Annotated in this window: 22 protein-coding genes and 1 other annotated feature; of the genes, 16 read left to right on the top strand and 6 right to left on the bottom strand. The window is 37.4% G+C overall.

Annotated features, from left to right (window positions below; genetic code table 11):
- Positions 1 to 30 precede the first annotated feature (30 nt).
- Together IGJ66_RS00950 and IGJ66_RS00955 are read left to right on the top strand one after the other, a co-directional pair.
- Complete coding sequence (locus tag IGJ66_RS00950; RefSeq protein WP_067483334.1) at positions 31 to 414, top strand: DUF7006 family protein; 384 nt, start codon at positions 31 to 33, stop codon at positions 412 to 414.
- A gap of 698 nt (positions 415 to 1,112) precedes the next feature.
- The gene (locus tag IGJ66_RS00955) at positions 1,113 to 3,755 is read left to right on the top strand and encodes a cation-translocating P-type ATPase (protein ID WP_271026959.1); all 2,643 of its coding nucleotides are present in this window, start codon (positions 1,113 to 1,115) and stop codon (positions 3,753 to 3,755) included.
- 63 nt (positions 3,756 to 3,818) lie between these two features.
- Here IGJ66_RS00955 and IGJ66_RS00960 read toward each other — a convergent pair whose 3' ends face one another.
- Positions 3,819 to 4,532: a DUF975 family protein gene (locus IGJ66_RS00960; protein WP_067483330.1), complete on the bottom strand. Its 714-nt coding sequence runs from the start codon at positions 4,530 to 4,532 to the stop codon at positions 3,819 to 3,821.
- Positions 4,533 to 4,743: 211 nt separating this feature from the next.
- On the opposite strand from IGJ66_RS00960, the gene tgt reads away from it, so the two are divergent.
- The 9 genes from tgt (at position 4,744) to IGJ66_RS01005 (ending at position 14,009) form a co-directional block, all read left to right on the top strand.
- On the top strand, positions 4,744 to 5,889 hold the full coding sequence (tgt, locus tag IGJ66_RS00965; RefSeq protein ID WP_067483328.1) for a tRNA guanosine(34) transglycosylase Tgt: 1,146 nt from the start codon (positions 4,744 to 4,746) through the stop codon (positions 5,887 to 5,889).
- Between the two features lie 100 nt (positions 5,890 to 5,989).
- On the top strand, positions 5,990 to 6,367 hold the full coding sequence (gene yajC, locus IGJ66_RS00970) for a preprotein translocase subunit YajC (protein ID WP_067483326.1): 378 nt from the start codon (positions 5,990 to 5,992) through the stop codon (positions 6,365 to 6,367).
- Positions 6,368 to 6,680: 313 nt separating this feature from the next.
- Positions 6,681 to 9,278 (top strand): bifunctional acetaldehyde-CoA/alcohol dehydrogenase, encoded by a 2,598-nt coding sequence (gene adhE / locus IGJ66_RS00975; RefSeq protein ID WP_067483323.1) that lies wholly within the window; start codon positions 6,681 to 6,683, stop codon positions 9,276 to 9,278.
- A 361-nt stretch (positions 9,279 to 9,639) separates the two neighbouring features.
- The gene (locus IGJ66_RS00980) at positions 9,640 to 9,738 is read left to right on the top strand and encodes an L-rhamnose mutarotase (protein ID WP_071868761.1); all 99 of its coding nucleotides are present in this window, start codon (positions 9,640 to 9,642) and stop codon (positions 9,736 to 9,738) included.
- A 69-nt stretch (positions 9,739 to 9,807) separates the two neighbouring features.
- A complete protein-coding gene (locus IGJ66_RS00985; RefSeq protein ID WP_067483322.1) occupies positions 9,808 to 10,569 on the top strand; it encodes an IclR family transcriptional regulator in 762 nt (253 codons plus the stop codon).
- Positions 10,570 to 10,667: 98 nt separating this feature from the next.
- Positions 10,668 to 11,312: a bifunctional 4-hydroxy-2-oxoglutarate aldolase/2-dehydro-3-deoxy-phosphogluconate aldolase gene (locus IGJ66_RS00990; RefSeq protein ID WP_067483320.1), complete on the top strand. Its 645-nt coding sequence runs from the start codon at positions 10,668 to 10,670 to the stop codon at positions 11,310 to 11,312.
- Between the two features lie 6 nt (positions 11,313 to 11,318).
- The gene (locus IGJ66_RS00995; RefSeq protein WP_430616688.1) at positions 11,319 to 12,326 is read left to right on the top strand and encodes a PfkB family carbohydrate kinase; all 1,008 of its coding nucleotides are present in this window, start codon (positions 11,319 to 11,321) and stop codon (positions 12,324 to 12,326) included.
- A gap of 14 nt (positions 12,327 to 12,340) precedes the next feature.
- Positions 12,341 to 13,183 (top strand): 5-dehydro-4-deoxy-D-glucuronate isomerase, encoded by an 843-nt coding sequence (kduI, locus tag IGJ66_RS01000; protein WP_067483315.1) that lies wholly within the window; start codon positions 12,341 to 12,343, stop codon positions 13,181 to 13,183.
- 22 nt (positions 13,184 to 13,205) lie between these two features.
- The gene (locus IGJ66_RS01005) at positions 13,206 to 14,009 is read left to right on the top strand and encodes a gluconate 5-dehydrogenase (RefSeq protein ID WP_067483314.1); all 804 of its coding nucleotides are present in this window, start codon (positions 13,206 to 13,208) and stop codon (positions 14,007 to 14,009) included.
- A 104-nt stretch (positions 14,010 to 14,113) separates the two neighbouring features.
- Here IGJ66_RS01005 and fni read toward each other — a convergent pair whose 3' ends face one another.
- From fni to mvk, 4 genes are read right to left on the bottom strand one after another with little or no spacing between them, the layout of a single operon-like run.
- Positions 14,114 to 15,157, bottom strand: coding sequence for a type 2 isopentenyl-diphosphate Delta-isomerase (fni, locus tag IGJ66_RS01010; RefSeq protein WP_086270546.1), 1,044 nt, complete (start codon positions 15,155 to 15,157; stop codon positions 14,114 to 14,116).
- Positions 15,154 to 16,239 (bottom strand): phosphomevalonate kinase, encoded by a 1,086-nt coding sequence (locus tag IGJ66_RS01015; RefSeq protein ID WP_067483309.1) that lies wholly within the window; start codon positions 16,237 to 16,239, stop codon positions 15,154 to 15,156. The genes fni and IGJ66_RS01015 overlap by 4 nt, the downstream gene beginning before the upstream one ends.
- Before the next feature lie 12 nt (positions 16,240 to 16,251).
- Positions 16,252 to 17,229, bottom strand: a complete 978-nt coding sequence (gene mvaD / locus IGJ66_RS01020) for a diphosphomevalonate decarboxylase (protein WP_067483307.1) — start codon at positions 17,227 to 17,229, stop codon at positions 16,252 to 16,254.
- On the bottom strand, positions 17,222 to 18,172 hold the full coding sequence (gene mvk, locus IGJ66_RS01025) for a mevalonate kinase (RefSeq protein WP_430616689.1): 951 nt from the start codon (positions 18,170 to 18,172) through the stop codon (positions 17,222 to 17,224). The genes mvaD and mvk overlap by 8 nt, the downstream gene beginning before the upstream one ends.
- A 329-nt stretch (positions 18,173 to 18,501) precedes the next feature.
- Here mvk and IGJ66_RS01030 point away from each other — a divergent pair, with 329 nt between their 5' ends.
- Both IGJ66_RS01030 and IGJ66_RS01035 read left to right on the top strand, forming a co-directional pair.
- The gene (locus IGJ66_RS01030) at positions 18,502 to 19,161 is read left to right on the top strand and encodes a deoxynucleoside kinase (RefSeq protein WP_172843715.1); all 660 of its coding nucleotides are present in this window, start codon (positions 18,502 to 18,504) and stop codon (positions 19,159 to 19,161) included.
- An 89-nt stretch (positions 19,162 to 19,250) separates the two neighbouring features.
- Positions 19,251 to 20,156 carry a magnesium transporter CorA family protein gene (locus tag IGJ66_RS01035; RefSeq protein WP_067483303.1) on the top strand — a complete coding sequence of 302 codons (906 nt, stop codon included), beginning with the start codon at positions 19,251 to 19,253 and terminating at the stop codon, positions 20,154 to 20,156.
- Position 20,157: 1 nt separating this feature from the next.
- On the opposite strand, the gene IGJ66_RS01040 is transcribed toward IGJ66_RS01035, so the two are convergent.
- Positions 20,158 to 20,790 (bottom strand): pentapeptide repeat-containing protein, encoded by a 633-nt coding sequence (locus IGJ66_RS01040; RefSeq protein WP_067483301.1) that lies wholly within the window; start codon positions 20,788 to 20,790, stop codon positions 20,158 to 20,160.
- A 141-nt stretch (positions 20,791 to 20,931) separates the two neighbouring features.
- Positions 20,932 to 21,058, top strand: a sequence feature (ribosomal protein L20 leader region).
- Between the two features lie 43 nt (positions 21,059 to 21,101).
- Here IGJ66_RS01040 and infC point away from each other — a divergent pair.
- From infC to rplT, 3 genes are all read left to right on the top strand, one after another.
- Complete coding sequence (gene infC / locus IGJ66_RS01045; RefSeq protein WP_067483298.1) at positions 21,102 to 21,626, top strand: translation initiation factor IF-3; 525 nt, start codon at positions 21,102 to 21,104, stop codon at positions 21,624 to 21,626.
- Between the two features lie 71 nt (positions 21,627 to 21,697).
- A complete protein-coding gene (gene rpmI, locus IGJ66_RS01050; RefSeq protein ID WP_067483297.1) occupies positions 21,698 to 21,898 on the top strand; it encodes a 50S ribosomal protein L35 in 201 nt (66 codons plus the stop codon).
- Between the two features lie 57 nt (positions 21,899 to 21,955).
- Entirely contained in the window at positions 21,956 to 22,315 is a 360-nt protein-coding gene (rplT, locus tag IGJ66_RS01055) for a 50S ribosomal protein L20 (protein WP_067483295.1), read from the top strand.
- The last annotated feature ends 20 nt before the right edge of the window (positions 22,316 to 22,335 follow it).

Below are 22,335 nucleotides of genomic sequence, written 5' to 3' on the forward strand. Positions count from 1 at the left end.
AATAAAATAAAAAAGACAGGAGCTGATGGAATGCTTTTGACCAATAAAAGCCTCGACCATTATTTTGATAAATACGACCAATATTTTTCGTTGATGACTGAATACGAGTATCCACTCATTTATCGCGAATACGATAAAATAAAAAAAGAAGCCTATTATCTGGTTGACCAAATTTCTTCAGAAAATTTTTTCTCCAAGTTGAAACAACTACTGATATTAGATGCTCGGATACAAATCATTCAAAGTTTACTTGAATTGGAATCAGAAAAAACTACTGAGGCAGAGATTCTCGAATTAGCTAAAACAGATAGCTGGACGTTTTATAAAGAAGCAGCGGGCTACCGATTAAATGAAACAGTACCTCACACGTTACTTAATTATGTTTTGGCAGAAGACGAGGGTAGCCGTGATTAAATTTTTTGTAGAGAGTGGCTGAATCGAAGTGTTTATTTTGCTAAATATTCTTAGCTATCAAATTTTTCGAAGTACTAGTAAGGAGAAAAGAACGCATGGATACTTGGAAGTAGACAACACAAAAAAGCTGGACTCTCGACAAGTCCAGCCTCTGTATTTCGGAAGGAATCAAATAAGTAGAATTTTTGTTACTTTCCATGATACATGTAAAGTACCTTGTTGAATTTCTTCTTGATAAACAAAAAATCTTGTTTTCGTTACATCTTCAACACTCATTGACACATCTTTTACTAGTATTCAATTTTCAGATGTTCATTGTTTATTTTACGTATCTTTGTTACTTCTGGTTTTGGGAAACGAATCATCCAAACTCTTTATACGCATTCACTATTTTCATCAGTTTGACGCTTTGTACTTCACACGTATACTTGGTGAAACCTGTACTTCTAACAACTTTGTTTGCTTACAATACTTCATCGAGAAATCCTTCAACTTATTTGATGTTATCCTCCTTCCTTACACCTATATAGTAGCACGAAATGTTAGCGTTTGCAAATGAGATGCTCGCGATTCTATGCCTTTTTTATGAACAAAATTCATAAATTGTCTGAAATAGTTTATTAAGTTGAAAAAAATAAAAAAATGATGTTATATTTAATATAGGATTATTATTTAATGAAGATTGAAGGAGGAATAGGATGGAAGAATATAAAAAAACGGTGAGGGAAGTCCAAGAAGAAACAAATGCAAACCTAGAACAAGGATTGTCTTCGCAAGAAGCAACTAAGCGGGGCAAGGAACAGGGACTTAACCGTTTTGATGAGGCAAAGAAAGAATCATTAGCCAGAAAATTTTTTAGAAGTTTAGCAGATTTTACGACGATTATTTTATTGGTTGCTGCTGTGATCTCTTTTTATACGGCCTTTGCAACAGAACACGGAGATTTATTTGAAGGTCTGTTGATTATCGCTATCGTTGTTATCAACTCCGCACTTACAATTGTTCAAGAAGGAAATGCAGAAAAAGCATTAGAGTCGTTGCAGGATATGAATAAGCAGACGGCACTGGTTTTACGTGATGGCAAACGAGAACAAATTGATGCAGAACAATTAGTTGTTGGGGACATTTTGATTTTAGAATCAGGTGCAACCATTCCTGCAGATGCTCGGTTGATTCAAAGTTCACAACTCCGAGTAGAAGAATCAGCTTTGACTGGTGAGAGTGAAGCGGTTGAGAAAGATGCTACTTATGTTAGTAAAGAAGAGGTACCTTTAGGCGATCAGATTAATATGGTGTTTAAAGGGTGCAGTGTAGCTGCCGGTCGTGGTCAAGCAATTGTTACAGCAATTGGGATGCAAACTGAAATGGGAAAAATCGCTGGACTATTAAGTGGCGATATGATGCAGAAAACACCTTTGCAAGTTCGCTTGAATCAGTTAGGTAAACGAATTAGTTTTATTGCATTAGGAGCGGCTGCATTAGTTTTTATTATCGGTGAGTTGCAAGGAGAACCGCTACTGGAAATGTTTATGACTTCTGTATCTTTAGCAGTTGCGGCAGTTCCAGAAACATTGACAGTTATCGTGACATTAACTTTAGCATTTGGCGTTCAGAAAATGGCAAAAAAACATGCAATTATTCGTCAACTGCCTGCAGTTGAAACATTAGGAACAGCTAACGTAATTTGTTCTGATAAGACGGGAACGCTAACCCAAAATAAAATGCGCGTGCGTCGAGTTTGGAGTCGCGGCGATGAAGTTACTGATACAGAAGATGCTATGACAGATAGTGCAATGGAAGTCTTGAAGATGGCAGCCTTATGTACAGATGTAAGTGTTGAAAAAGAAAATGATGAATTGATTATCAAAGGGAACCCAACAGAAGCCGCAATTGTGCGTGCTGTGGAAGAAAACTATCATACAAAAGCAGAGTTGGAAGAAAATTATCCTCGAATTGGAGAATTGCCGTTTGACTCAGAGCGAAAAATGATGACAACGGTACATAAGATGGGAAAAAAATATATTTCCATTACCAAAGGTGCTTTTGACGTATTAGCTCCACGTTTTCGTTATGGAGACATCGAACAAGCCACAGTTGTCAATGACCGTTTCGGAAAACGTGCGCTTCGCGTGATTGCAGTTGGTTTTGCTGTCTATGACGAAGAGCCACAAGACATTAGTTCAGAAGCGTTAGAAAAAGATTTACGTTTAATCGGGTTGATTGGCATGATTGATCCACCTCGCCCAGAAAGTAAAGGAGCAATTGCTCGCGCGAAAAAAGCTGGGATCAAAACAGTAATGATTACTGGTGACCATGTGGTGACAGCGAGTGCGATTGCAAAAGAACTTGGAATTTTGGAGCATTCTTCAGAAGCTTTAACAGGCGCAGAATTGCACGCGTTGACTGATGAAGAACTAGATGAACGTGTAAAAGAATTGTCTGTCTATGCACGAGTAACGCCAGAAGACAAGATTCGGATTGTTAAATCATGGCAACGAACAGGCGCAGTTGTAGCGATGACTGGTGATGGAGTAAATGATGCCCCTGCGTTGAAAGCAAGTGACGTTGGCTGTGCCATGGGAATCACTGGGACGGATGTAGCTCAAAGTGCTTCAGATATGATTTTAACGGATGATAATTTTGCAACGATTGTTGATGCAGTTAGCCAAGGCCGTTCTGTTTATCAAAATATTCGAAAAGCGATTAATTTTCTTTTGAGCTGTAATATCTCAGAAATTTTCATTGTGTTGATTGCGATGCTTCTAGGTTGGGGTGCGCCATTTACGGCAGTTCAATTACTATTTGTCAACGTAGTAGCTGATGGGCTACCAGGATTTGCACTAGGAAGGGAACCGGCGGAAGCAGGAATTATGGATCAAATGCCAATACCGCGAAATGAGGGGATTTTTGCACGTGGATTGTGGCAAAAAATTGCAGTGAACGCAAGTGTGTTTACCGTTGTAACACTTTTTGGTTACTATCTAGGAAGTTTTGTTGACACAATTAGCCCTTGGGTTGATGCTAGTCAAGAAGTTGGTCAAACGGTTGCTTTCCTAGTCTTAGCCTATTCTTCAATTTTGCATGTTTTTAATGTGAGAAGTAGTCAATCAATATTTAAGGTAAGTCTATCCTCCAATAAATCGCTATTAGAAATGGCCGTCTTAGCTGTAGTAATTACTACAGCAATGGCACTGTTCCCATTCACACAAGAACTTTTTGGACTTGTTCATATTAGTTTGAATCATTGGTTGCTAGTCTTCATTTTATCAGTCACACCAATTGCAGTGAGTGAGCTGATTAAGTTCCATCAACTGCCAGATGTGGATGATGAAGAAGAATAAATAAAAAAGTGTAGCAAAAAAGCTGCGGTATTGACCGCAGCTTTTTTTGTGTACCTGTTTAGTTTAGTAAGCAACATCTTTAGGCAATTCATTGTAGAAAGCAGCTTTTGTTGCTGTAATATATGGATTCAACCATAAATAGCCGATTCCTGCAGTCATTAATGCAAGAATGTGCCATCCGATAAACGACAAATCCAACCAGAACAATTTCCCTTTGTAACCATCCATTAGCTTACGACTTGCTGTAATCGTATCAAGCACACGAGGTTTTTGACCTGTTTCTTGAATCGTGTCGTAGTAGATAAAGTAGCTTTGAGAGTAAGAATAACTTTTGATAATCCCAGGGATAATAAGCAACAATGTCCATAATGTGGTGAATAACCAAATTAAAATGGCTAAACCGATTACGCCACCGATAAAGATACCTGAAAATCCACGAAATGCATCTTTAAATGGTTCGATTTGTGATTTTTGTCCACGTAATACATCAAGATAAGTCCAAGAAATACCACTCATGAACAATGCGCTAATAATGCCGGAAACAACTCCGCCACCACTACCACCGCCAGCACCAGATCCACCATTATCATTAGCAATCGTTTCCTGGATACTTGAAACATCTGACATACTTGCAATAAACAAGATGAATGGTACAAGAATCAAAAGAATAAGTGCAATAGCAATTAACGACGGAATCAAATTCAATAATACCGCTTGCCCCCAACGACCTTTCAAACTAGCCTTAGCTTGTGATTTTAATTCAGCAGAAGATTTCATCTATTTTTCACTCCTTTTCCATAAGTTAAAATTATTATAACAAAGATTCACTTTTTTGCCTTTCATCTTGCATTGATTATTCCGGAAATGTCTCTAAAAAAAGAGGATTAAATAGAACAGAAACAATAGATAAACTCTTGCAAAAAAGTGCCGAAACGATTATGATTGTGTGAGTTGTCAACGCTATTTTATAGAGAAAGTAGGGAATTGAATGTCACAACCTGCCATTCGCTATCGTTTAATCAAAAAAGAAAAACATACGGGTGCCCGCTTAGGTGAAATTATTACGCCACACGGTACTTTTCCAACTCCCATGTTCATGCCTGTCGGAACATTGGCGACAGTAAAAACTATGTCTCCTGAAGAATTAAAGGAGATGGGTGCAGGAATCATTTTAAGTAACACGTACCATCTGTGGTTGCGACCTGGAGAAGATCTAGTCGCTGAAGCTGGTGGTTTGCATAAATTTATGAATTGGGATCAACCGATTTTAACCGATTCTGGTGGTTTCCAAGTATTTTCATTAAGTGATATGCGTAACATTGAAGAAGAAGGGGTCCATTTTAAAAATCATTTGAATGGTTCTCGGATGTTTTTATCACCTGAAAAAGCAATTGATATCCAAAATAAATTGGGTTCAGATATCATGATGAGTTTTGATGAATGTCCACCATTCGATGAAAGCTATGACTACGTGAAAAAATCTGTAGAGCGTACTTCACGCTGGGCAGAGCGTGGACTAAAAGCTCACGCAAATCCAGCAACACAAGGTCTATTTGGAATTATCCAAGGGGCAGGATTTGAAGATTTACGTCGTCAAAGTGCGAAAGATTTAGTTAGCATGGATTTCCCAGGCTATTCAATCGGAGGATTATCTGTTGGGGAACCAAAAGCAGACATGAACCGTGTTTTAGAATTTACGACACCATTAATTCCAGAAGACAAACCACGCTACTTAATGGGGGTTGGTGCAGCTGATTCCTTGATTGATGGAGTCATTCGTGGAGTAGATATGTTTGACTGTGTATTGCCAACAAGAATCGCACGTAATGGAACTTGTATGACTTCGCAAGGTCGTTTAGTTGTTAAAAATGCAAAATATGCACATGATTTTCGTCCAATTGATGAAAAATGTGATTGCTATACATGTAAAAACTATACTCGTGCTTATATTCGTCATTTAATCAAGTGTGATGAAACATTCGGTATTCGTTTAACTTCTTATCATAATCTTTATTTCCTATTGAATTTGATGAAACAAGTTCGTCAAGCAATCATGGATGATAACTTATTAGAATTCAGAGCAGCCTTCTTTGAAGAATACGGATTTAACAAAGAAAATGCTAAGAGTTTCTAAATTCATGACTTTTATGTGAAATTTAGGTAAAAAGCTAGTGTAGATAGTACTTTTTATGCTAAAGTGTTTTTTGTAGATAGATTGAGTGAGGTGAAAAAAAATGGGATCATTACCAATGATTGTGATGTTCGTTGCGTTGTTAGCAATGTGGTACTTTATGTCACGTACACAAAAGAAACAACAACAAGAACGTCAAAACTTGTTAGATAGTATGAAACCAGGCGATGCAGTTGTTACAATTGGTGGCTTGCATGGCGTAATTTCAGAAATCGATGAAGACAAACGCACAGTCGTTTTAGACTGTGAAGGTATCTTCTTAGAGTTTGACCGTGCGTCAATCAAAACGGTTAAACCAGGAGTGACTGTAGAAAACGATGCTACAGTGACAACTATCGAAGAACCAGTTGAAACAAAAGAAGAAACAATCACTGAAGAAGTAACAGAAGAAGTTTCTGAAGAAAACAAAGACGAGAAATAAGCATAGATTCTATAATTATTTTTCATCTGAAGAGACACAACTAATTAATTAGTTGTGTCTCTTTTTTTATTTGAAAATCAAAAGCGAGAAAATAAGTTCAATAGTGAACGTGATTGATAAATAAAAAATATTTTTTTCTTAGATAGTTCAAAAAATGCTTATAGCTAAATAACTTTATAATATCAAGGTTTATCTTTGATTTTAAAACTGTGAAAAAAATCACAAAAAACTATTTACAACTAAAATAAATTATTGTATGATACATATGTGAAATAATTAACAAACAAATGTGATACCCACTAGGAGGAAGACAATGGCTAAGACATTGGAAAAAGAACAAGTAAAAACGATCGACGTGCAAGCAATGATCGATGATCTTGCAACAAAAGCAAATGTAGCCCTAAAGGAAATGGAAGACTTTGATCAAGCGAAAGTGGACCATATCGTACATGAAATGGCAATGGCTGCCTTAGATCAACATATGCCTCTAGCAAAAATGGCAGTTGAAGAAACTGGTCGTGGTATTTATGAAGATAAAGCAATTAAAAATATGTATGCTTCAGAGTATATTTGGAATAATATTAAACATGATAAAACAGTTGGTGTAATTAATGAGGACGTTCAAAAAGGATTAATCGAAATTGCTGAACCAGTCGGAGTTGTTTGTGGTGTAACACCAACGACTAACCCAACTTCAACAACGATTTTCAAATCAATGATTGCATTGAAAACAAGAAATCCAATCGTGTTTGCTTTCCATCCAAGTGCACAAAAATCTTCTGCAGAAGCAGCACGTGTTGTTCGTGATGCGGCAATCGCAGCTGGTGCACCAGAAAACTGTATCCAATGGATCGAGCATCCATCAATTGATGCAACTTCAATGTTGATGAACCATCCTGGAATTGCAATTGTTTTAGCAACAGGTGGAGCAGGAATGGTTAAATCTGCTTATTCAACTGGGAAACCAGCTTTAGGAGTTGGACCAGGTAACGTGCCAGCATACATTGAAAAAACAGCAAAAGTAAAACGTGCAGTGAACGATTTGATCGTATCAAAAACATTTGATAACGGAATGATTTGTGCGTCTGAACAAGCAGTAATTGTTGATAAAGAAATTTATGCAGCTGTAAAAGCAGAATTTCAAGCGCATCAAGTGTACTTCGTAAAACCAAGCGAACTAGCAAAATTAGAAGATGCAGTGATGAATGAAGGCAAGTATGCTGTTAACCCAGCAATCGTTGGACATTCAGCAATGGAAATTGCTAAATTAGCAGGTATCAAAGTACCAGAAGGAACAAAAATGTTAATTGCTGAATTAGAAGGTGTAGGTGCTGATTACCCACTTTCACGTGAAAAATTATCACCAGTTTTAGCAATGGTTAAAGCAAACAATACAGACCATGCATTTGAATTATGTGAAGGTATGTTAAATCTTGGTGGACTAGGACATACAGCTGTTATTCATTCAGAAAATGAAGATTTACACGTGAAATTTGGTTTACGAATGAAAGCTTGTCGTATTCTAGTTAACACACCATCAGCTGAAGGCGGAATTGGTAATATCTACAATGAAATGATTCCTTCATTAACTTTAGGTTGTGGTTCTTATGGTAAAAATTCTGTTTCTCGTAATGTATCTGCTGTCAACTTAATCAACGTCAAAACTGTAGCGAAACGGAGAAATAACATGCAATGGTTCAAATTACCACCAAAAATCTTCTTTGAAAAGAATTCATTACTTTACTTAGAAAAAATGGAAAATGTTGAACGTGTCATGATCGTTTGTGACCCAGGAATGGTCCAATTTGGTTACTGTGATACAGTTCGTGAAGTACTTGCTCGCCGTAAAAACGACGTAAAAATTGAAGTTTTCTCTGATGTTGAGCCAAACCCTTCAACAGATACTGTTTACGCTGGAACAAAACTAATGGCTGATTTTAAACCTGATACAGTAATCGCATTAGGTGGTGGATCTGCAATGGATGCTGCCAAAGGAATGTGGATGTTCTATGAACACCCAGATACTTCTTTCTTTGGAGCAAAACAAAAATTCTTGGATATTCGTAAACGTACGTACAAAATTGCAAAACCTGAAAAAACTCAATTTGTATGTATTCCAACAACTTCAGGAACAGGTTCAGAAGTAACGCCATTTGCAGTTATCACTGATAGCGATACACATGTTAAGTACCCATTAGCAGACTATGCATTAACACCAGATGTTGCAATTGTTGATCCACAATTTGTTATGTCAGTTCCTGCCTCTGTAACTGCAGATACTGGTATGGATGTCTTGACTCACGCAATTGAATCATATGTATCTGTCATGGCATCTGATTACACTCGTGGTTTAAGTTTGCAAGCAATCAAGTTAGTCTTTGATTATTTAGAAAAATCAGTAAAAACACCTGATATGGAATCACGTGAAAAAATGCATAATGCGTCAACGATGGCTGGTATGGCGTTTGCAAATGCGTTCCTAGGAATTTGTCATTCAATCGCCCACAAAATTGGTGGAGAATATGGTATTCCTCATGGACGTACAAATGCAATCTTGTTACCACACATTATTCGTTACAATGCGAAAGATCCACAAAAACACGCAATGTTCCCTAAATATGACTACTTCCGTGCAGATACAGATTATGCAGATATTGCTAAATTCTTAGGTCTAAAAGGCGAAACAACTGCTGAATTAGTAGATGCATTAGCAAAAGCTGTTTATGAATTAGGTCAAAACGTAGGTATCGATATGAACTTGAAAGCACAAGGTGTGACACAAGAAACACTTGATACAACAGTTGATCGTATGGCTGAATTAGCTTACGAAGACCAATGTACAACTGCTAATCCAAAAGAACCATTAATTAGTGAATTAAAACAAATCATTATTGATGCTTACAAAGCTTAATAATTACCACTAGTTAGCGTACGGCTGGCAGCTGTTCGCTACATGAATCCCCCACACAAATTTCCGCTCAAATTTGTGTGGGGGATTTAAAATCATATTGATTCATATAAGTTTGTCTGGATGATTCTCTCATTCAGACAATTTTTTTATGTAAAGATAAAAATATGTGTTCCAATATGTACCTTTAGAATTGCTTTGAAAAAATCCTTGTCTAACAAAAAAGAGAGAAACATTTCAAGGATCACTTAGCTATAAATTATTAGGATATGTAAAAATTTAAAACATAAGAGCAATTTTAGATATTTTTTCTCAATTAGAAATCGCAGATGAAAAATTATAGGAAGACTTTGCTCGAACGCCGATTAACCAAAAATGGTGGACATATATGGCTCCTTTTATGGAAACCAATGACGAGGATTCGCCTGTGGCACAAGAACTAACTCCTGTATTTGAAGTTTGAATCAGTCGTACTATTAAAATCAAAAGTTTTCCGTTATAATTTTCCTATAAAGAAACGGGAGTGTGCAATATGGAAAATAAAAAACCTTACGGAACTGTTTTGATTAAGGCATCAACTATTTTAGATTACTTAGCAGAAGCGCCAGATTCTTCATTACAAGCAATTGCTAAAGGCACGGGAATGACTGCTTCAACTGCTTTAAAAATTTTAGATACATTAACTTTAATAGGATATACAAATAAAAACTCGGACAAAAATTATCGTTTAGGTAGTAAATTTATCCGTTATGCGAACAAAAGTATTGAGGAACAAGATTTAGTGGAAGCAACGCGTCCGTATCTTGAACAACTCCAAGACACGATTGATGAAACCATTCATCTAGGAATTTTAAATAATGAAGAAATTTTATATGTCAATAAACTAGAAGCGAAAAACCAAACGATCCGAATGTCGTCCAAAATCGGTGTGACTAGACCACTCTATAGTTCTGCTATGGGAAAAGCTGTATTAGCTGAGTTTGATGAGAACCAATATGATACATACTTAACGAAACATCCGCTAGTTCCATTTACTGAATACACGATTACTAATCCACTGCGTTTAAAAAGCGAGATTGAAAAAGTACAGCAGTCCAAAATTGCTTACGATGATGAAGAAATGGAACAAGATATTTTTTGTATCGGTGCAGCTATTGTCAAAAATAATGAAATCATTGGTGCATTTAGTATCAGTATGCCTAAATATCGTTTAACAGGCGAAATTAAAAATCAAATTGTTGCAGCAGTAAAGCAAACGAAACAAAAAATAGAAGAAACATTAACAAAAAAATGAAAAAGCGTTTGCATTTTTTCTTTTCTCCTTTATAATACGAGTATAGATTTCCAAATTATAAAACTTAATTTCTAAATAGGAAATAAGAGGTGGAGAAAATGAAAAAAATTGAAATTTTATCTCGATTGAAAAATGCTGGTGTGATTGCTGTAGTTCGTGGAAAAACGAGTGAAGAAGCACTGAATGCTTGTCATGCAATTATCAAAGGTGGCTTAACGGGCATCGAACTTACGTTTACCGTGCCACAAGCTGACCAAGTAATCAAAGAACTTTTAGCAACTTATCAAGAACGAGAAGAGATTGTCATTGGTGCTGGAACAGTGTTAGATGCGGTTACTGCTCGTTTAGCAATTTTAGCTGGTGCAGAATATATTGTGAGCCCATGTTTTGATAAAGAAACAGCAGAGCTATGTAATTTGTACCAAGTACCTTATTTACCAGGTTGTATGACGATTGATGAAATCAAAACAGCACTGAAGAGTGGGGTTGATATTGTGAAATTATTTCCTGGCAGTGCATTTGGTCCAAGTATTGTTTCCGCATTCAAAGCACCTATGCCACAAGTCAACATTATGCCAACTGGTGGTGTAAGCTTGGAAAATATGCAGGATTGGTTTGATGCAGGTGTGGTAACTGTTGGTGTGGGTGGTAATTTACTTGCGCCGGCTGCTACAGGTGATTTTGAGAAAGTGACAGAAGTAGCTAAGCAGTACGCGGCGAAAATGAAAGAAATCGCGGGGTAATTCATGATGGGAAAAGTGGTAACTCTTGGAGAAATCATGTTGCGATTATCTACAACTCAAGGAACGCGTATCATTAAAAGTGAGCAGTTCAGAGCTGATTATGGTGGCGGTGAAGCTAATGTCGCTATTTCATTAGCAAACTATGGACATGAAACTATTTTTGCTAGTAAAGTTCCGACTCATGCATTAGGCGATGCAGTTCAGAAACATCTTCAAAGTTATGGGGTGTCAACTAATTACTTGTTACGCGGTGGTAAGCGATTAGGGACATATTACATGGAGGCTGGGGTTGGAGAACGAGCGGCCTCGGTAATTTATGATCGAGCAGGTTCCAGCTTTGCGACAATGACGGAAATCGAATGGTCATTAGAAAATTTATTTGAAGGCGTTGACATCTTTCATGTTTCTGGAATCACACCTGCTTTGTCTATCGAATGGCAGCAGATGACAAAAAAATTGATGGAAGCTGCGAAAGAATCAGGCTGTTTGATTAGTTTTGACATCAATTATCGCGGGAAACTATGGACACAAGCAGAAGCAAGCCGAGTAATCAAGCAATTGTTACCTTTAGTAGACATTTGTTCAGCTGGAGAAATGGATGCGCTTTACTTGTTGGGAGTAGATAAAGCACCAGAAGAAGAAACAGAATCCCTGATTTATTATTATCAAAAAATGCAAGAGAAATTTCCTATGATTAAAGCATTCTATTCAACCAAAAGAAAAGTTTATTCAGCTAGCGCAAATCAATTAGTGGGAACCTTATGGATGGATGAAACTTATTTTGAATCACAAGTTCATGAAATCGAACCGATCGTTGATCGTGTTGGAGGTGGTGATGCTTTTGCTGGCGGAATACTACATGGTATGTTAACGGACATGCCGCCGCAGGAAATAATCAACTTTGCGACAGCTGCGTCCGCGTTAAAACATACGGTTCATGGTGATTGCAATCAATTCAGTCAAGAAGAAGTCACACAATTTTTAACCTGTGGCTCTGGAAAAATTATACGATAGGGAGAGTATTTATTATGCAAGAAATGAAAACACGTTATACACATAGTCCGGAAGATATCCGTCATTATTCAACTGAACAATTAAGAAATGAATTTTTAGTTGAAAAAGTATTTGTTCCTGGAGAAATTCGTTTAACTTATACTCACAACGATCGCATGATCTTTGGCGGAGTGACGCCTACAACAACTACTTTAGAAGTCAAATTAGATAAAGAACTCGGCGTTGACTATTTCTTAGAACGTCGTGAACTAGGTGTCATCAATATTGGTGGTCCAGGTTTTATTGAAATTGATGGACAAAAAGAACCAATGCAAAAACAAGATGGCTACTATATTGGGAAAGAAACGAAAGAAGTGATTTTTTCTTCAGAAGATGCTGAAAACCCAGCAAAATTTTATTTGAGTAGCGCACCAGCCCACCATAAATATCCAAATGTAAAAATTAGTATCGACCAAATCAAGCCAATGGAAACTGGTGAAGGTGTTACCTTGAATGAACGAAAAATTTATCAGTACATTCACCCAAATGTTTGCGAAAGTTGTCAACTTCAAATGGGTTATACAATTTTAGAGCCAGGTAGTGCTTGGAATACCATGCCTTGTCATACGCATGAACGTCGAATGGAAGCTTATGTTTATTTTGATTATGCAAATGAAGACACGCGTGTATTCCATATGATGGGTAAACCAGATGAAACAAAACATTTAGTGGTTGCGAATGAACAAGCAATCATTTCACCAAGTTGGTCAATCCATTCAGGTGTTGGTACAAGTAATTATTCATTTATTTGGGCAATGTGTGGCGAAAATATCACTTATACGGACATGGATATGGTTCAAATGGATCAATTAAAATAAACCAATATAAAGGAGAATCATTATGGATTTTACAATGGATAATTTTCGATTAGATGGAAAAGTTGCACTTGTTACAGGTGCAGTTTATGGGATTGGTTTTGAAATTGCCCGTTCATTAGCATCTGCAGGCGCAACAATCGTTTTTAATAATTTGACGCAAGAATCTGTCGATGAAGGAATCAAACACTATCAAGAAGCTGGTATTGAAGCAAAAGGATATGTTTGTGATGTGACGGATGAAGAAGCTGTTCAAGCGATGACTAAGCAAATCAAAGAAGAGGTTGGCTCGGTAGATATTTTGGTGAACAATGCCGGAATCATCAAACGGACACCAATGATCGAAATGAGTGCTGCTGATTTCCGTCAAGTCATTGATGTTGACTTGAATGCACCATTTATCGTAGCAAAGGCCGTTATCCCAGATATGATTGAAAAGGGTGGCGGAAAAATTATCAATATTTGTTCGATGATGAGTGAGTTAGGTCGTGAAACAGTTAGTGCCTATGCTGCTGCAAAAGGCGGCTTGAAGATGCTAACAAAGAACATTGCTTCTGAGTATGGACAATACAACATTCAATGTAATGGCATTGGCCCTGGATATATTGCGACGCCACAAACAGCACCTCTGAGAGAGCAACAAGAAAATGGTGAACGCCATCCGTTCGATCAATTTATCGTAGGAAGAACGCCAGCTGCGCGTTGGGGTGAACCAAGTGATTTAGCTGGACCAGCAATTTTCCTTGCTTCAGGTGCTTCAGATTTTGTTAATGGACACATCCTGTATGTTGATGGCGGTATTTTGGCATACATTGGAAAGCAACCATAGGAAAATAGTCATGAGATAAAAGAGTATTTCCTTCAATCTAAACAAAAAAGTGTCTGGGACATTAATCAAAATGATTATGTCCCAGACACTTTTTTTAGCAACAGTTATTTTCGTCTGCCATATTTTACTAAGGATATTTCTCTGGCTTCACACCAATCTTTAACAGCACCAGAAAAAATAAGTGATTGATATTTTAACTCATTTGTTGTTCTAGCACCAACTAAAGTATAGAGCAAACGTAGTTCTTCTTGCCATTGTTTAATCAATAAAATCGTTTCTTCTACGCCATGATTCATTAGATGTGTTAAAACTGTACCAGAAGTACCAACGGCTTGAGCCCCTAAGCAAAGAGCTTTGAAAATATCATAGGCAGAACGTATACCACCAGATGCAAGGATATCAACAGTGGCATTTGCTTCATGTGCTTCGAGTAATGAGGTGACGGTTGATTGTCCCCAATCAGCGAGATAAGTTAATTCACGCTTTTCTCGGCGCGCATTTTCAATCTGAGTAAAGCTAGTCCCACCACGTCCACTGACATCAATTGTTTTGACGCCAATTTGTGCAAGTTGCTCAATTGTTTCACGTGTCATGCCAAAACCGACTTCTTTTACGATTAAAGGTACAGCAATTGTTTGTTGGATTTCTTGAATCAATTCCAGCCAGTTTGAAAAATCACGGTCACCTTCAGGCATAACTAACTCTTGTGGGGCGTTGAGATGAATTTGTAAAGCATCTGCATGGAACAATTGAATAGCTTCTTGGGCTTTTTCAACTGAAGTTCCAGCACCGATATTAGCAAGAATCTTTCCTTCAGGGTATTCTTCACGCATCACGGTATAACTGTCAGCTAAGCTGGAATCTTTCAAAGCAGCACTCACTGAACCTGTTGCAATCATCAAATCAGTTTCGCGTGCAACAATTGCAAGGTCACGATTGATTTTTTTTGTTTTTTCACTGCCACCAGTGATAGCGTTGATATAAAACGGACTGGTCAACGTAAAGCCAGCAACAGTCGTCGATAAGTCGACATCAGTTGTTGCTAGCTGGGGTAACGCATTATGAATGAGGTGAACAGCGTCAAATTCATTTTTTTGCTTATTGTGAAAAGCCTTGGCTAATGAAACATGTTCGTCTTTTCGATTCATGATTGATCCTTTCTGCGATAACTATAAACATGAAGTGGAAGTGGTGTGATTTCTGCATTTTCCCATGCACTCATGAGAGGTAAGATGCCGGATTTTTGATCCACGATCACGATTCCACAATCACCACCGCCAGCACCAGAAGACTTAGCGGCTCCTTCATATTCTTCTGCTAAGTTACACAATTCATTTAACGCAGGTGTTTCGATGACCACACCGGTAACGGTAGATAGGTTGCGTAGCAATTGGCGATTTTGCCGAATTTGTTTTTGAATCAGAGCCACATCATCTTGTTTGAATCCTTGAATCATTTGATTGACACAATTTTCACTATTTCTAAGAAATGTTTCGTAAGCCGTTTTTTTATCTTCTCGTGAACGATGGACTTGGTCAACTAAATCAGAAGTAGAAGCTGGACTACCTGTCCAACCAATAAGCAATCGTAAATCTTTTGGTGCCTCAAGGGGCTCAATCGAAAGTCCTGGCCAATCCATTGCAAGTAACTCACTAATTGTCTGCTGTTTTTCTTGTTGCTGAACCCAACGATGATCAAAAGTAGAAAAAGCAATCCAACCACCATAACAACTAGCGGCAATATCTCCGCAAGAACCGTTGTCTTGAACAGCTAGATTTGCTAAAGCAGCAATTTTGAAAATTTCTAACTGGCTTAGGTGCAAATCATAAAAAATATTTAATGCTTTAACAGTTGCGACCGTAACAGCACCGCTTGAACCAAGACCATATTTTCGGCCATTTGAACTATCTAGCTCGCTGGTTACCTTCAAGTCATAAAAAGAAAGCAAACTATTTTTTTCTTGTGCGTATTTTTCAGTTAACCGAATTGCTGCCAGAATGTAATGAAATGGATTTTCTCGAATATCTAAAACTAATTCACCATTTCTTCTAGTCCAACGAATCGGCATCTCACTATATTGTGCAGACTGGATACTTCCCACTTTTCTAGCCGCTTCGACTGTTACCGTGACAAATTGGTCAACCGCCACGATGATGGCAGGGTGCCCAGTTTCTACAACTGCATATTCACCAGCAATGTAAAGCTTTCCTGGTGCAGATACTTCAATCATAAAAATCTCCCTTTACTTGATAATCGTAATTCCAGAACCAGCTTGGGCTGAAACTACTTGTTTTTCACTAAATAAATGATTACAAGCTGTTTTAACTGCAGCTAAATGTTTTTTCTCGACTAAAATTTTTACATTTGGTCCAGCATCCATTGTAAAGTAACACGGAACGCCTTGCTTTCTCAAATCACGGACTGCTTGCATTGCTTTTAAACTATCAGGAGACCAGTAAGTAAACGGTGGGTTCGCTGCTAGTGTAGTGCCATGCATCTTTAATGCGTTTCGTTCCATTGTTTCCCCTAAAGATTGAAAATTTTTGTCAGTAATGGCTTGCTTTAACTGCGCTAAATCTGCATCTAGGGAGTCAAGCCAGCCTTGATAAAAGCTTGAAGTTTCAACTGTGCGACGCATGCCATCACGACTAGAAACGTCTTTTTGCTGATCGTTTAGTAATAAAAAGACCATGGCTAAATCATCTTCAAAATGATCGGAAGGGATTTGCTTTGCGTAGGAGGTAAAATCGTCAACCCCTTTTTCCCATTCCACAAATCCGCCGTAAATACTACGACACGCTGAACCAGAGCCCCGACGAGCTAATCGAGATAATCCTGCGTTATCTAAGCCTAATTGAAGTGCCTCATTACAAGCACCAGCTAATGCAGCTAAGCCACTTGCGGAGGAAGCAAGTCCAGCAGCTGTAGGAACAAAATTTTGACTGATAACTTGCGCATTGAGCGTTGTTTGGCCTTTTTCTCGTACAAGATCAAGAAAAGTGCTGATTTTTTTCGTTGCTTTTTCGTCTTGTTGCTCACCATCCAAATAAAATTCATCCTTAGTAAAAGTATCAGAGAAGATGACTTCTGTTTCGGTGTAAAAAGCATCTAGTGTAAGAGATAAACTATTATTCATTGGTAAAATGAATTCCTCATCTTTTTTCCCCCAATACTTGATGAGTGCAATATTCGTGTAAGCACGAGCTTTTCCTTTAAACATGGGTATGTACTCCTAATCCTTGAATCCAAGTAGCTACAGCACCGGCATCTTCCAGAGCTGTACAAATCGCTTGGGCTTCTGTTTTTGTTTTGGCAAGAGCGAGCATACAACCACCGCGTCCGCCTCCAGTTAATTTCGCTCCTAGAGCACCAGCATCTAACGCTGTTTCAATCAATAGGTCTAGAAAATGATTACTGATTGTTAATTCTCTCAATGTAACTTGTGCCTGATTCATGACTTGCGCTAAATTTTCGGGATTGTTTTGGATGATTGCTTGTTTTGCTTTTTGTGTGAGTTGTCCTAATTGTTGAATTTTTTGTCCAGTCTTGTGTGAGTCTTTTTCAAATAAATGAGCGACGTCTTTAACAGCTTCCCGCGTTTGTCCTTTGATCCCAGTATCAGCAACAATCAAAAAAGCATCCAAGTTGATTGTGAAATACTCGAAAGGTTGCCCTTTGATAAAATAGATTGGGTTATGACTACTTGTAGCGGCAGCATCGATTCCACTTGGGTTGCCATGAGCAATTTTTTCAGAAATCTTAACATAGCTTAACAATGTTTCATGTGCTAGTGAAAGTGAAAGATAATCATAAAAGGCGCGTGTGATTGCTACTGCAACAGCAGCGCTAGAACCCATTCCGCGTTCAGCAGGAATGGTACTTTCAATGGTGAGGCTGACTGATTCCTTGACACCATGATCCTGTTTTAAATGTGTGACTAAAGCTTTGATATTTTTGAGTGCTTGTGGTGCATGAATCAACTTTCCTACATAATAGGCTGAAAACAATTGATCTTGGGTAACATCTTCAGTTAACGTTTCAAATTGTGCAGTGACTTTCGTTGCATAAAATGGAAAGGCAATTGCTGGTTCGCCGTATACAACGGCATGTTCACCCATCAAGATAATTTTTCCGCTTGATTCCCCTTGGCCATAGTTTGCCATAACTTAACTCCTTTTCCTCACATAACAGTAACTTTTAGACAAAAAATAAAGCGCCCTAAATAGTTGCGCTACTCAACGAGAATTTGGTTTGATGATGTGAAAAAAAGCAAACCAAAAATCATTTCCTCCCTATTTTACTAAATCCGCTCAATAAGTAAAACCAAGAATGCGTTTTCTGTCAAAAAATCACTGTTTTCTTAAGAATTTTTTTGAGTTTTTTTTCGAAGGGCGTTCAATAAATTCCATTTGACACTACTAGATATTGGGGGTATATTTAGAAAGATTGAAAAACACATACAATATTTAGTAATGAAGTGAGTTGGAGGTAAATGAGCGTGATCGTTTTAGCTGGTACAATTGGTGCAGGAAAGTCAAGTTTAACAGAAATGATAGCTGAAGAATTTAATAGTCAGGCTTTTTATGAATCAATTGATGATAATGAAGTGTTACCTTTGTTTTATGCTAACCCTGAGCAATATGCTTTTTTATTACAAATTTATTTTTTAAATAAACGTTTTGCAAGTATTAAACAAGCAATGAAAGATGATAACAACGTTTTGGACCGTTCAATCTATGAAGATTCTTTATTATTCCATTTGAATGCAGATTTAGGAAGAGCGACAGAAACAGAAGTGCGTGTCTATGATGAATTACTAGAAAATATGATGGAAGAGCTACCTTATGCAGCCCACAAAAAAAATCCTGATTTACTGATTCATATTCGAGTTTCTTTTGATACAATGTTGGAACGAATCGAGAAACGTGGTCGTTCATATGAGCAATTATCTTTTGACCCATCGTTATATGATTATTATCAAGAATTGAATCGTCGTTATGATCAATGGTACGAAAACTACAATGAAAGTCCTAAAATTCAAATTGATGGAGATCGCTACAATTTTGTCGAAGATCCACAAGCAAAAGATGAAGTGGTCCGAATCGTGAAAGAAAAATTAGCCGAAATCCGTCAAGAACAATTTGTATATTAAATAAAAACTATTCAAGCAATGGCTTTTACCTTGTTTGAATAGTTTTTTTCTTTATACTGTTAAGAGAAAGTGTTATGAGGAGGTCAATAATGAGTAATAAACGTTTTTTTAATTCTGACCAAAATTTTTGGCTAAATATTCAACGTGACAATGTTATTGGTGTTAAAAACTTAAAAGAAGAGTATAAATTAAGCGACGAGATGCTAACTTACTCTCTCGATAAAAACGAACGCGCACGGGTAGAATATGATGTGCTTGATGAGGCAATGCTTCTTGTCTACAATGTTCCTCACCAAAGGAAAAGTGAAAATCATTATGAAACAACACCGATGGCCTTTATTTTGAAAGAGAACGGTATTTTTACATTTACTACAGAAAATACTGGTTATGTAGTACGTCTCATGGAATCATTGCTACAACGCACACCTAACATGAGTGTATATAGCTTGCTATTTCAAACTTTATTTTTGATTTCAGATTCCTTTTTCCCATTAGTTGAAGAAGTGAATAGCGAGCGACAACGCTTAAATCAAAAGTTACGAGAAAAAACAAGTAATCAAAACTTATTGCAATTATCTGACTTAGAAATCGGACTAGTTTATTTAGTCACAGGGACAAAACAAAATGCTGTGTTGATTGAGCAGATAAAAGCTTTAGCTATTTATCGTAAAATGTCTGAAGGCGAAAAGGAACAATTGGATGACGCATTGATTGAAGCCAAGCAAGCAGTCGAGATGACGAATCTGGCATCACAAATTTTAGACCAGTTATCTGGAACTTATAATAACTTGTTGAATAACAACCTAAATGATACGATGAAATTCTTAACTGTCTGGTCATTATTGTTGACCGTTCCGACGATCGTCACTGGTTTTTTTGGAATGAACTTACAGTTACCATTTACTCACTCTGTGTTTGGTTGGGGAATTGCGCTGGTCATCAGTTTGATTTTATCCGTTTGGATGTTAGTTGCTTTATGGCGTCGAATTAAATAAATTATTCTTCAATGATAAGTCCCAAGCTAGCTGCGATGACTAAAGCTTGTTCTTGGTCGACTGATAAACCAGAGAGATTTTCTAGAGAAAGTGCAATTTTAGTAAAGTCATTTGTTCTAAAATCCAATGCTTTTAGAGGTGTACGGAACCAATTAGATCCCGTAAGCTGATTGTTGAGCAGGGATAAGTTTTTCCATCGAACTTCATAAAATTCGGTGTCTTCTAGTTGACAGTCAGAAAAGCGGACAGTTTTCAAATTCGTGTTGCTGAAAGAGGCCATCGAAGCTAAACATTCATTGAATGAGCAATCACGAAGATAGCCTTCCGCAAAATTTGTTCCGGTTAACTTGCATTGTTGAAAAGTTACTTGGTGAAAACTGGCACCAATCCATTCTAAATTGGAAAAATCACAGTGGTCGAAAATGACATTGCTACATTCAAAACTTTCCAAAATAGTTTTTTGCATGGTTAATTTTTGAATGTGGCTGTCTCTTATAATCAAATTTTTTGCGGATAAATAACTTTGGTCGCTATCTTTGACTAAAAGATTTGAAAAGAGTTCTTCATCTTCTAAATAAAAGTCGCCTTCCTCTAGGTGAGATAAGATAGGTGCAATAGGATCATTCTTTTTCATAGGTTGCCTCCAAATTATTTTCTTATCTTAAAGATAAATAAAATAAAGAGAAAATGCTAGGATATCTTTTTAAAATAGGTCCTTTATTTTAGATAAAGAGTTGACATGTTCAAGTAAATTTGATAAACTAGTGAAGTTGAGAAATAAAAGCAGAAGCACGCGCTTCTCGCCTTAGTTGATATAGTCACTGGGCTAGATAGTTTTCGCCGATTCTTTAGGTGGATTATGCGCGGGTTCTGATAAAAAGAACTCGTTTTTTTATTACCGAAAATTCGGTAAGCTTTTCTTTCTCTCATAATATTTGGAGGTGAATGACCATAGCAAAGGATATGATGGTTAACGACGGCATTCGTGCACGAGAATTACGATTGATCGGTTCAGAAGGCGAGCAGTTAGGTGTTAAAACAAAAGCAGAAGCATTACAGATTGCTGAACAAGCAAACTTGGATCTTGTGTTAGTTGCCCCAGGTGCGAAACCACCAGTTGCGCGAATCATGGATTACGGGAAATTCCGTTTTGAACAACAGAAAAAAGACCGTGAAGCGCGTAAAAAACAAAAAGTGATCAATGTTAAAGAGGTACGTTTAAGTCCGACAATTGACGTAAATGACTTCAATACAAAACTTCGTAATGCACGTAAGTTCTTAGAAAAAGGCGATAAAGTGAAAGCTTCTATCCGTTTTAAAGGCCGTGCCATTACCCATAAAGAGATTGGTCAAAAAGTCTTAAATCGCTTAGCTGAAGAAACTGCTGATATTGCAACAGTGGAACAAAAAGCGAAAATGGACGGACGCAGCATGTTCTTGACGCTGGCACCGAAAAACGACAGTAAGTAATTTGAATGACTAACTGATTGTTGAACAGTCAATGGTCGGATAACGAAAGATTTTGAGGAGGAAATATAGTCATGCCAAAACAAAAAACACACCGCGGATCAGCAAAACGATTCAAACGTACTGGTAAAGGCGGATTGAAACGTTACCGCGCGTTTACAAGTCACCGTTTCCACGGCAAAACAAAAAAACAACGCCGTCAATTGCGTAAAGCACGTATGGTTGCTAGTGGCGATTTTAAACGTATCCGTCAACAACTAGCAAAAATGAAATAAGCAACGCAAATTTAGAAAAATTTCAATGAGAAGATTTATTTTTAGGAGGAATTAAACATGGCACGTGTTAAAGGTGGAACAGTAACTCGTAAACGTCGTAAAAAAATGCTAAAATTAGCAAAAGGTTACTACGGTTCAAAACACACTTTATTTAAAACAGCAAAAGAACAAGTAATGAATTCATACAACTACGCATATCGCGATCGTCGTCAAAAGAAACGCGACTTCCGCAAATTATGGATTGCTCGTATCAACGCAGCAGCTCGTATGAATGGCTTAAGCTACTCAAAATTAATGCACGGTTTGAAATTGGCTGAAATCGACATCAACCGTAAAATGTTAGCTGACCTTGCTGTTAACGATGCAGCAGCTTTTACTGCATTAGCTGACCAAGCAAAAGACGCTTTAGCTAAATAATTCAGATTTTCGTTAAGATT

Origin of the sequence: Enterococcus sp. DIV0176 (assembly GCF_050528535.1) — a bacterium.
Classification (GTDB): Bacteria; Bacillota; Bacilli; order Lactobacillales; family Enterococcaceae; genus Enterococcus_B; species Enterococcus_B thailandicus.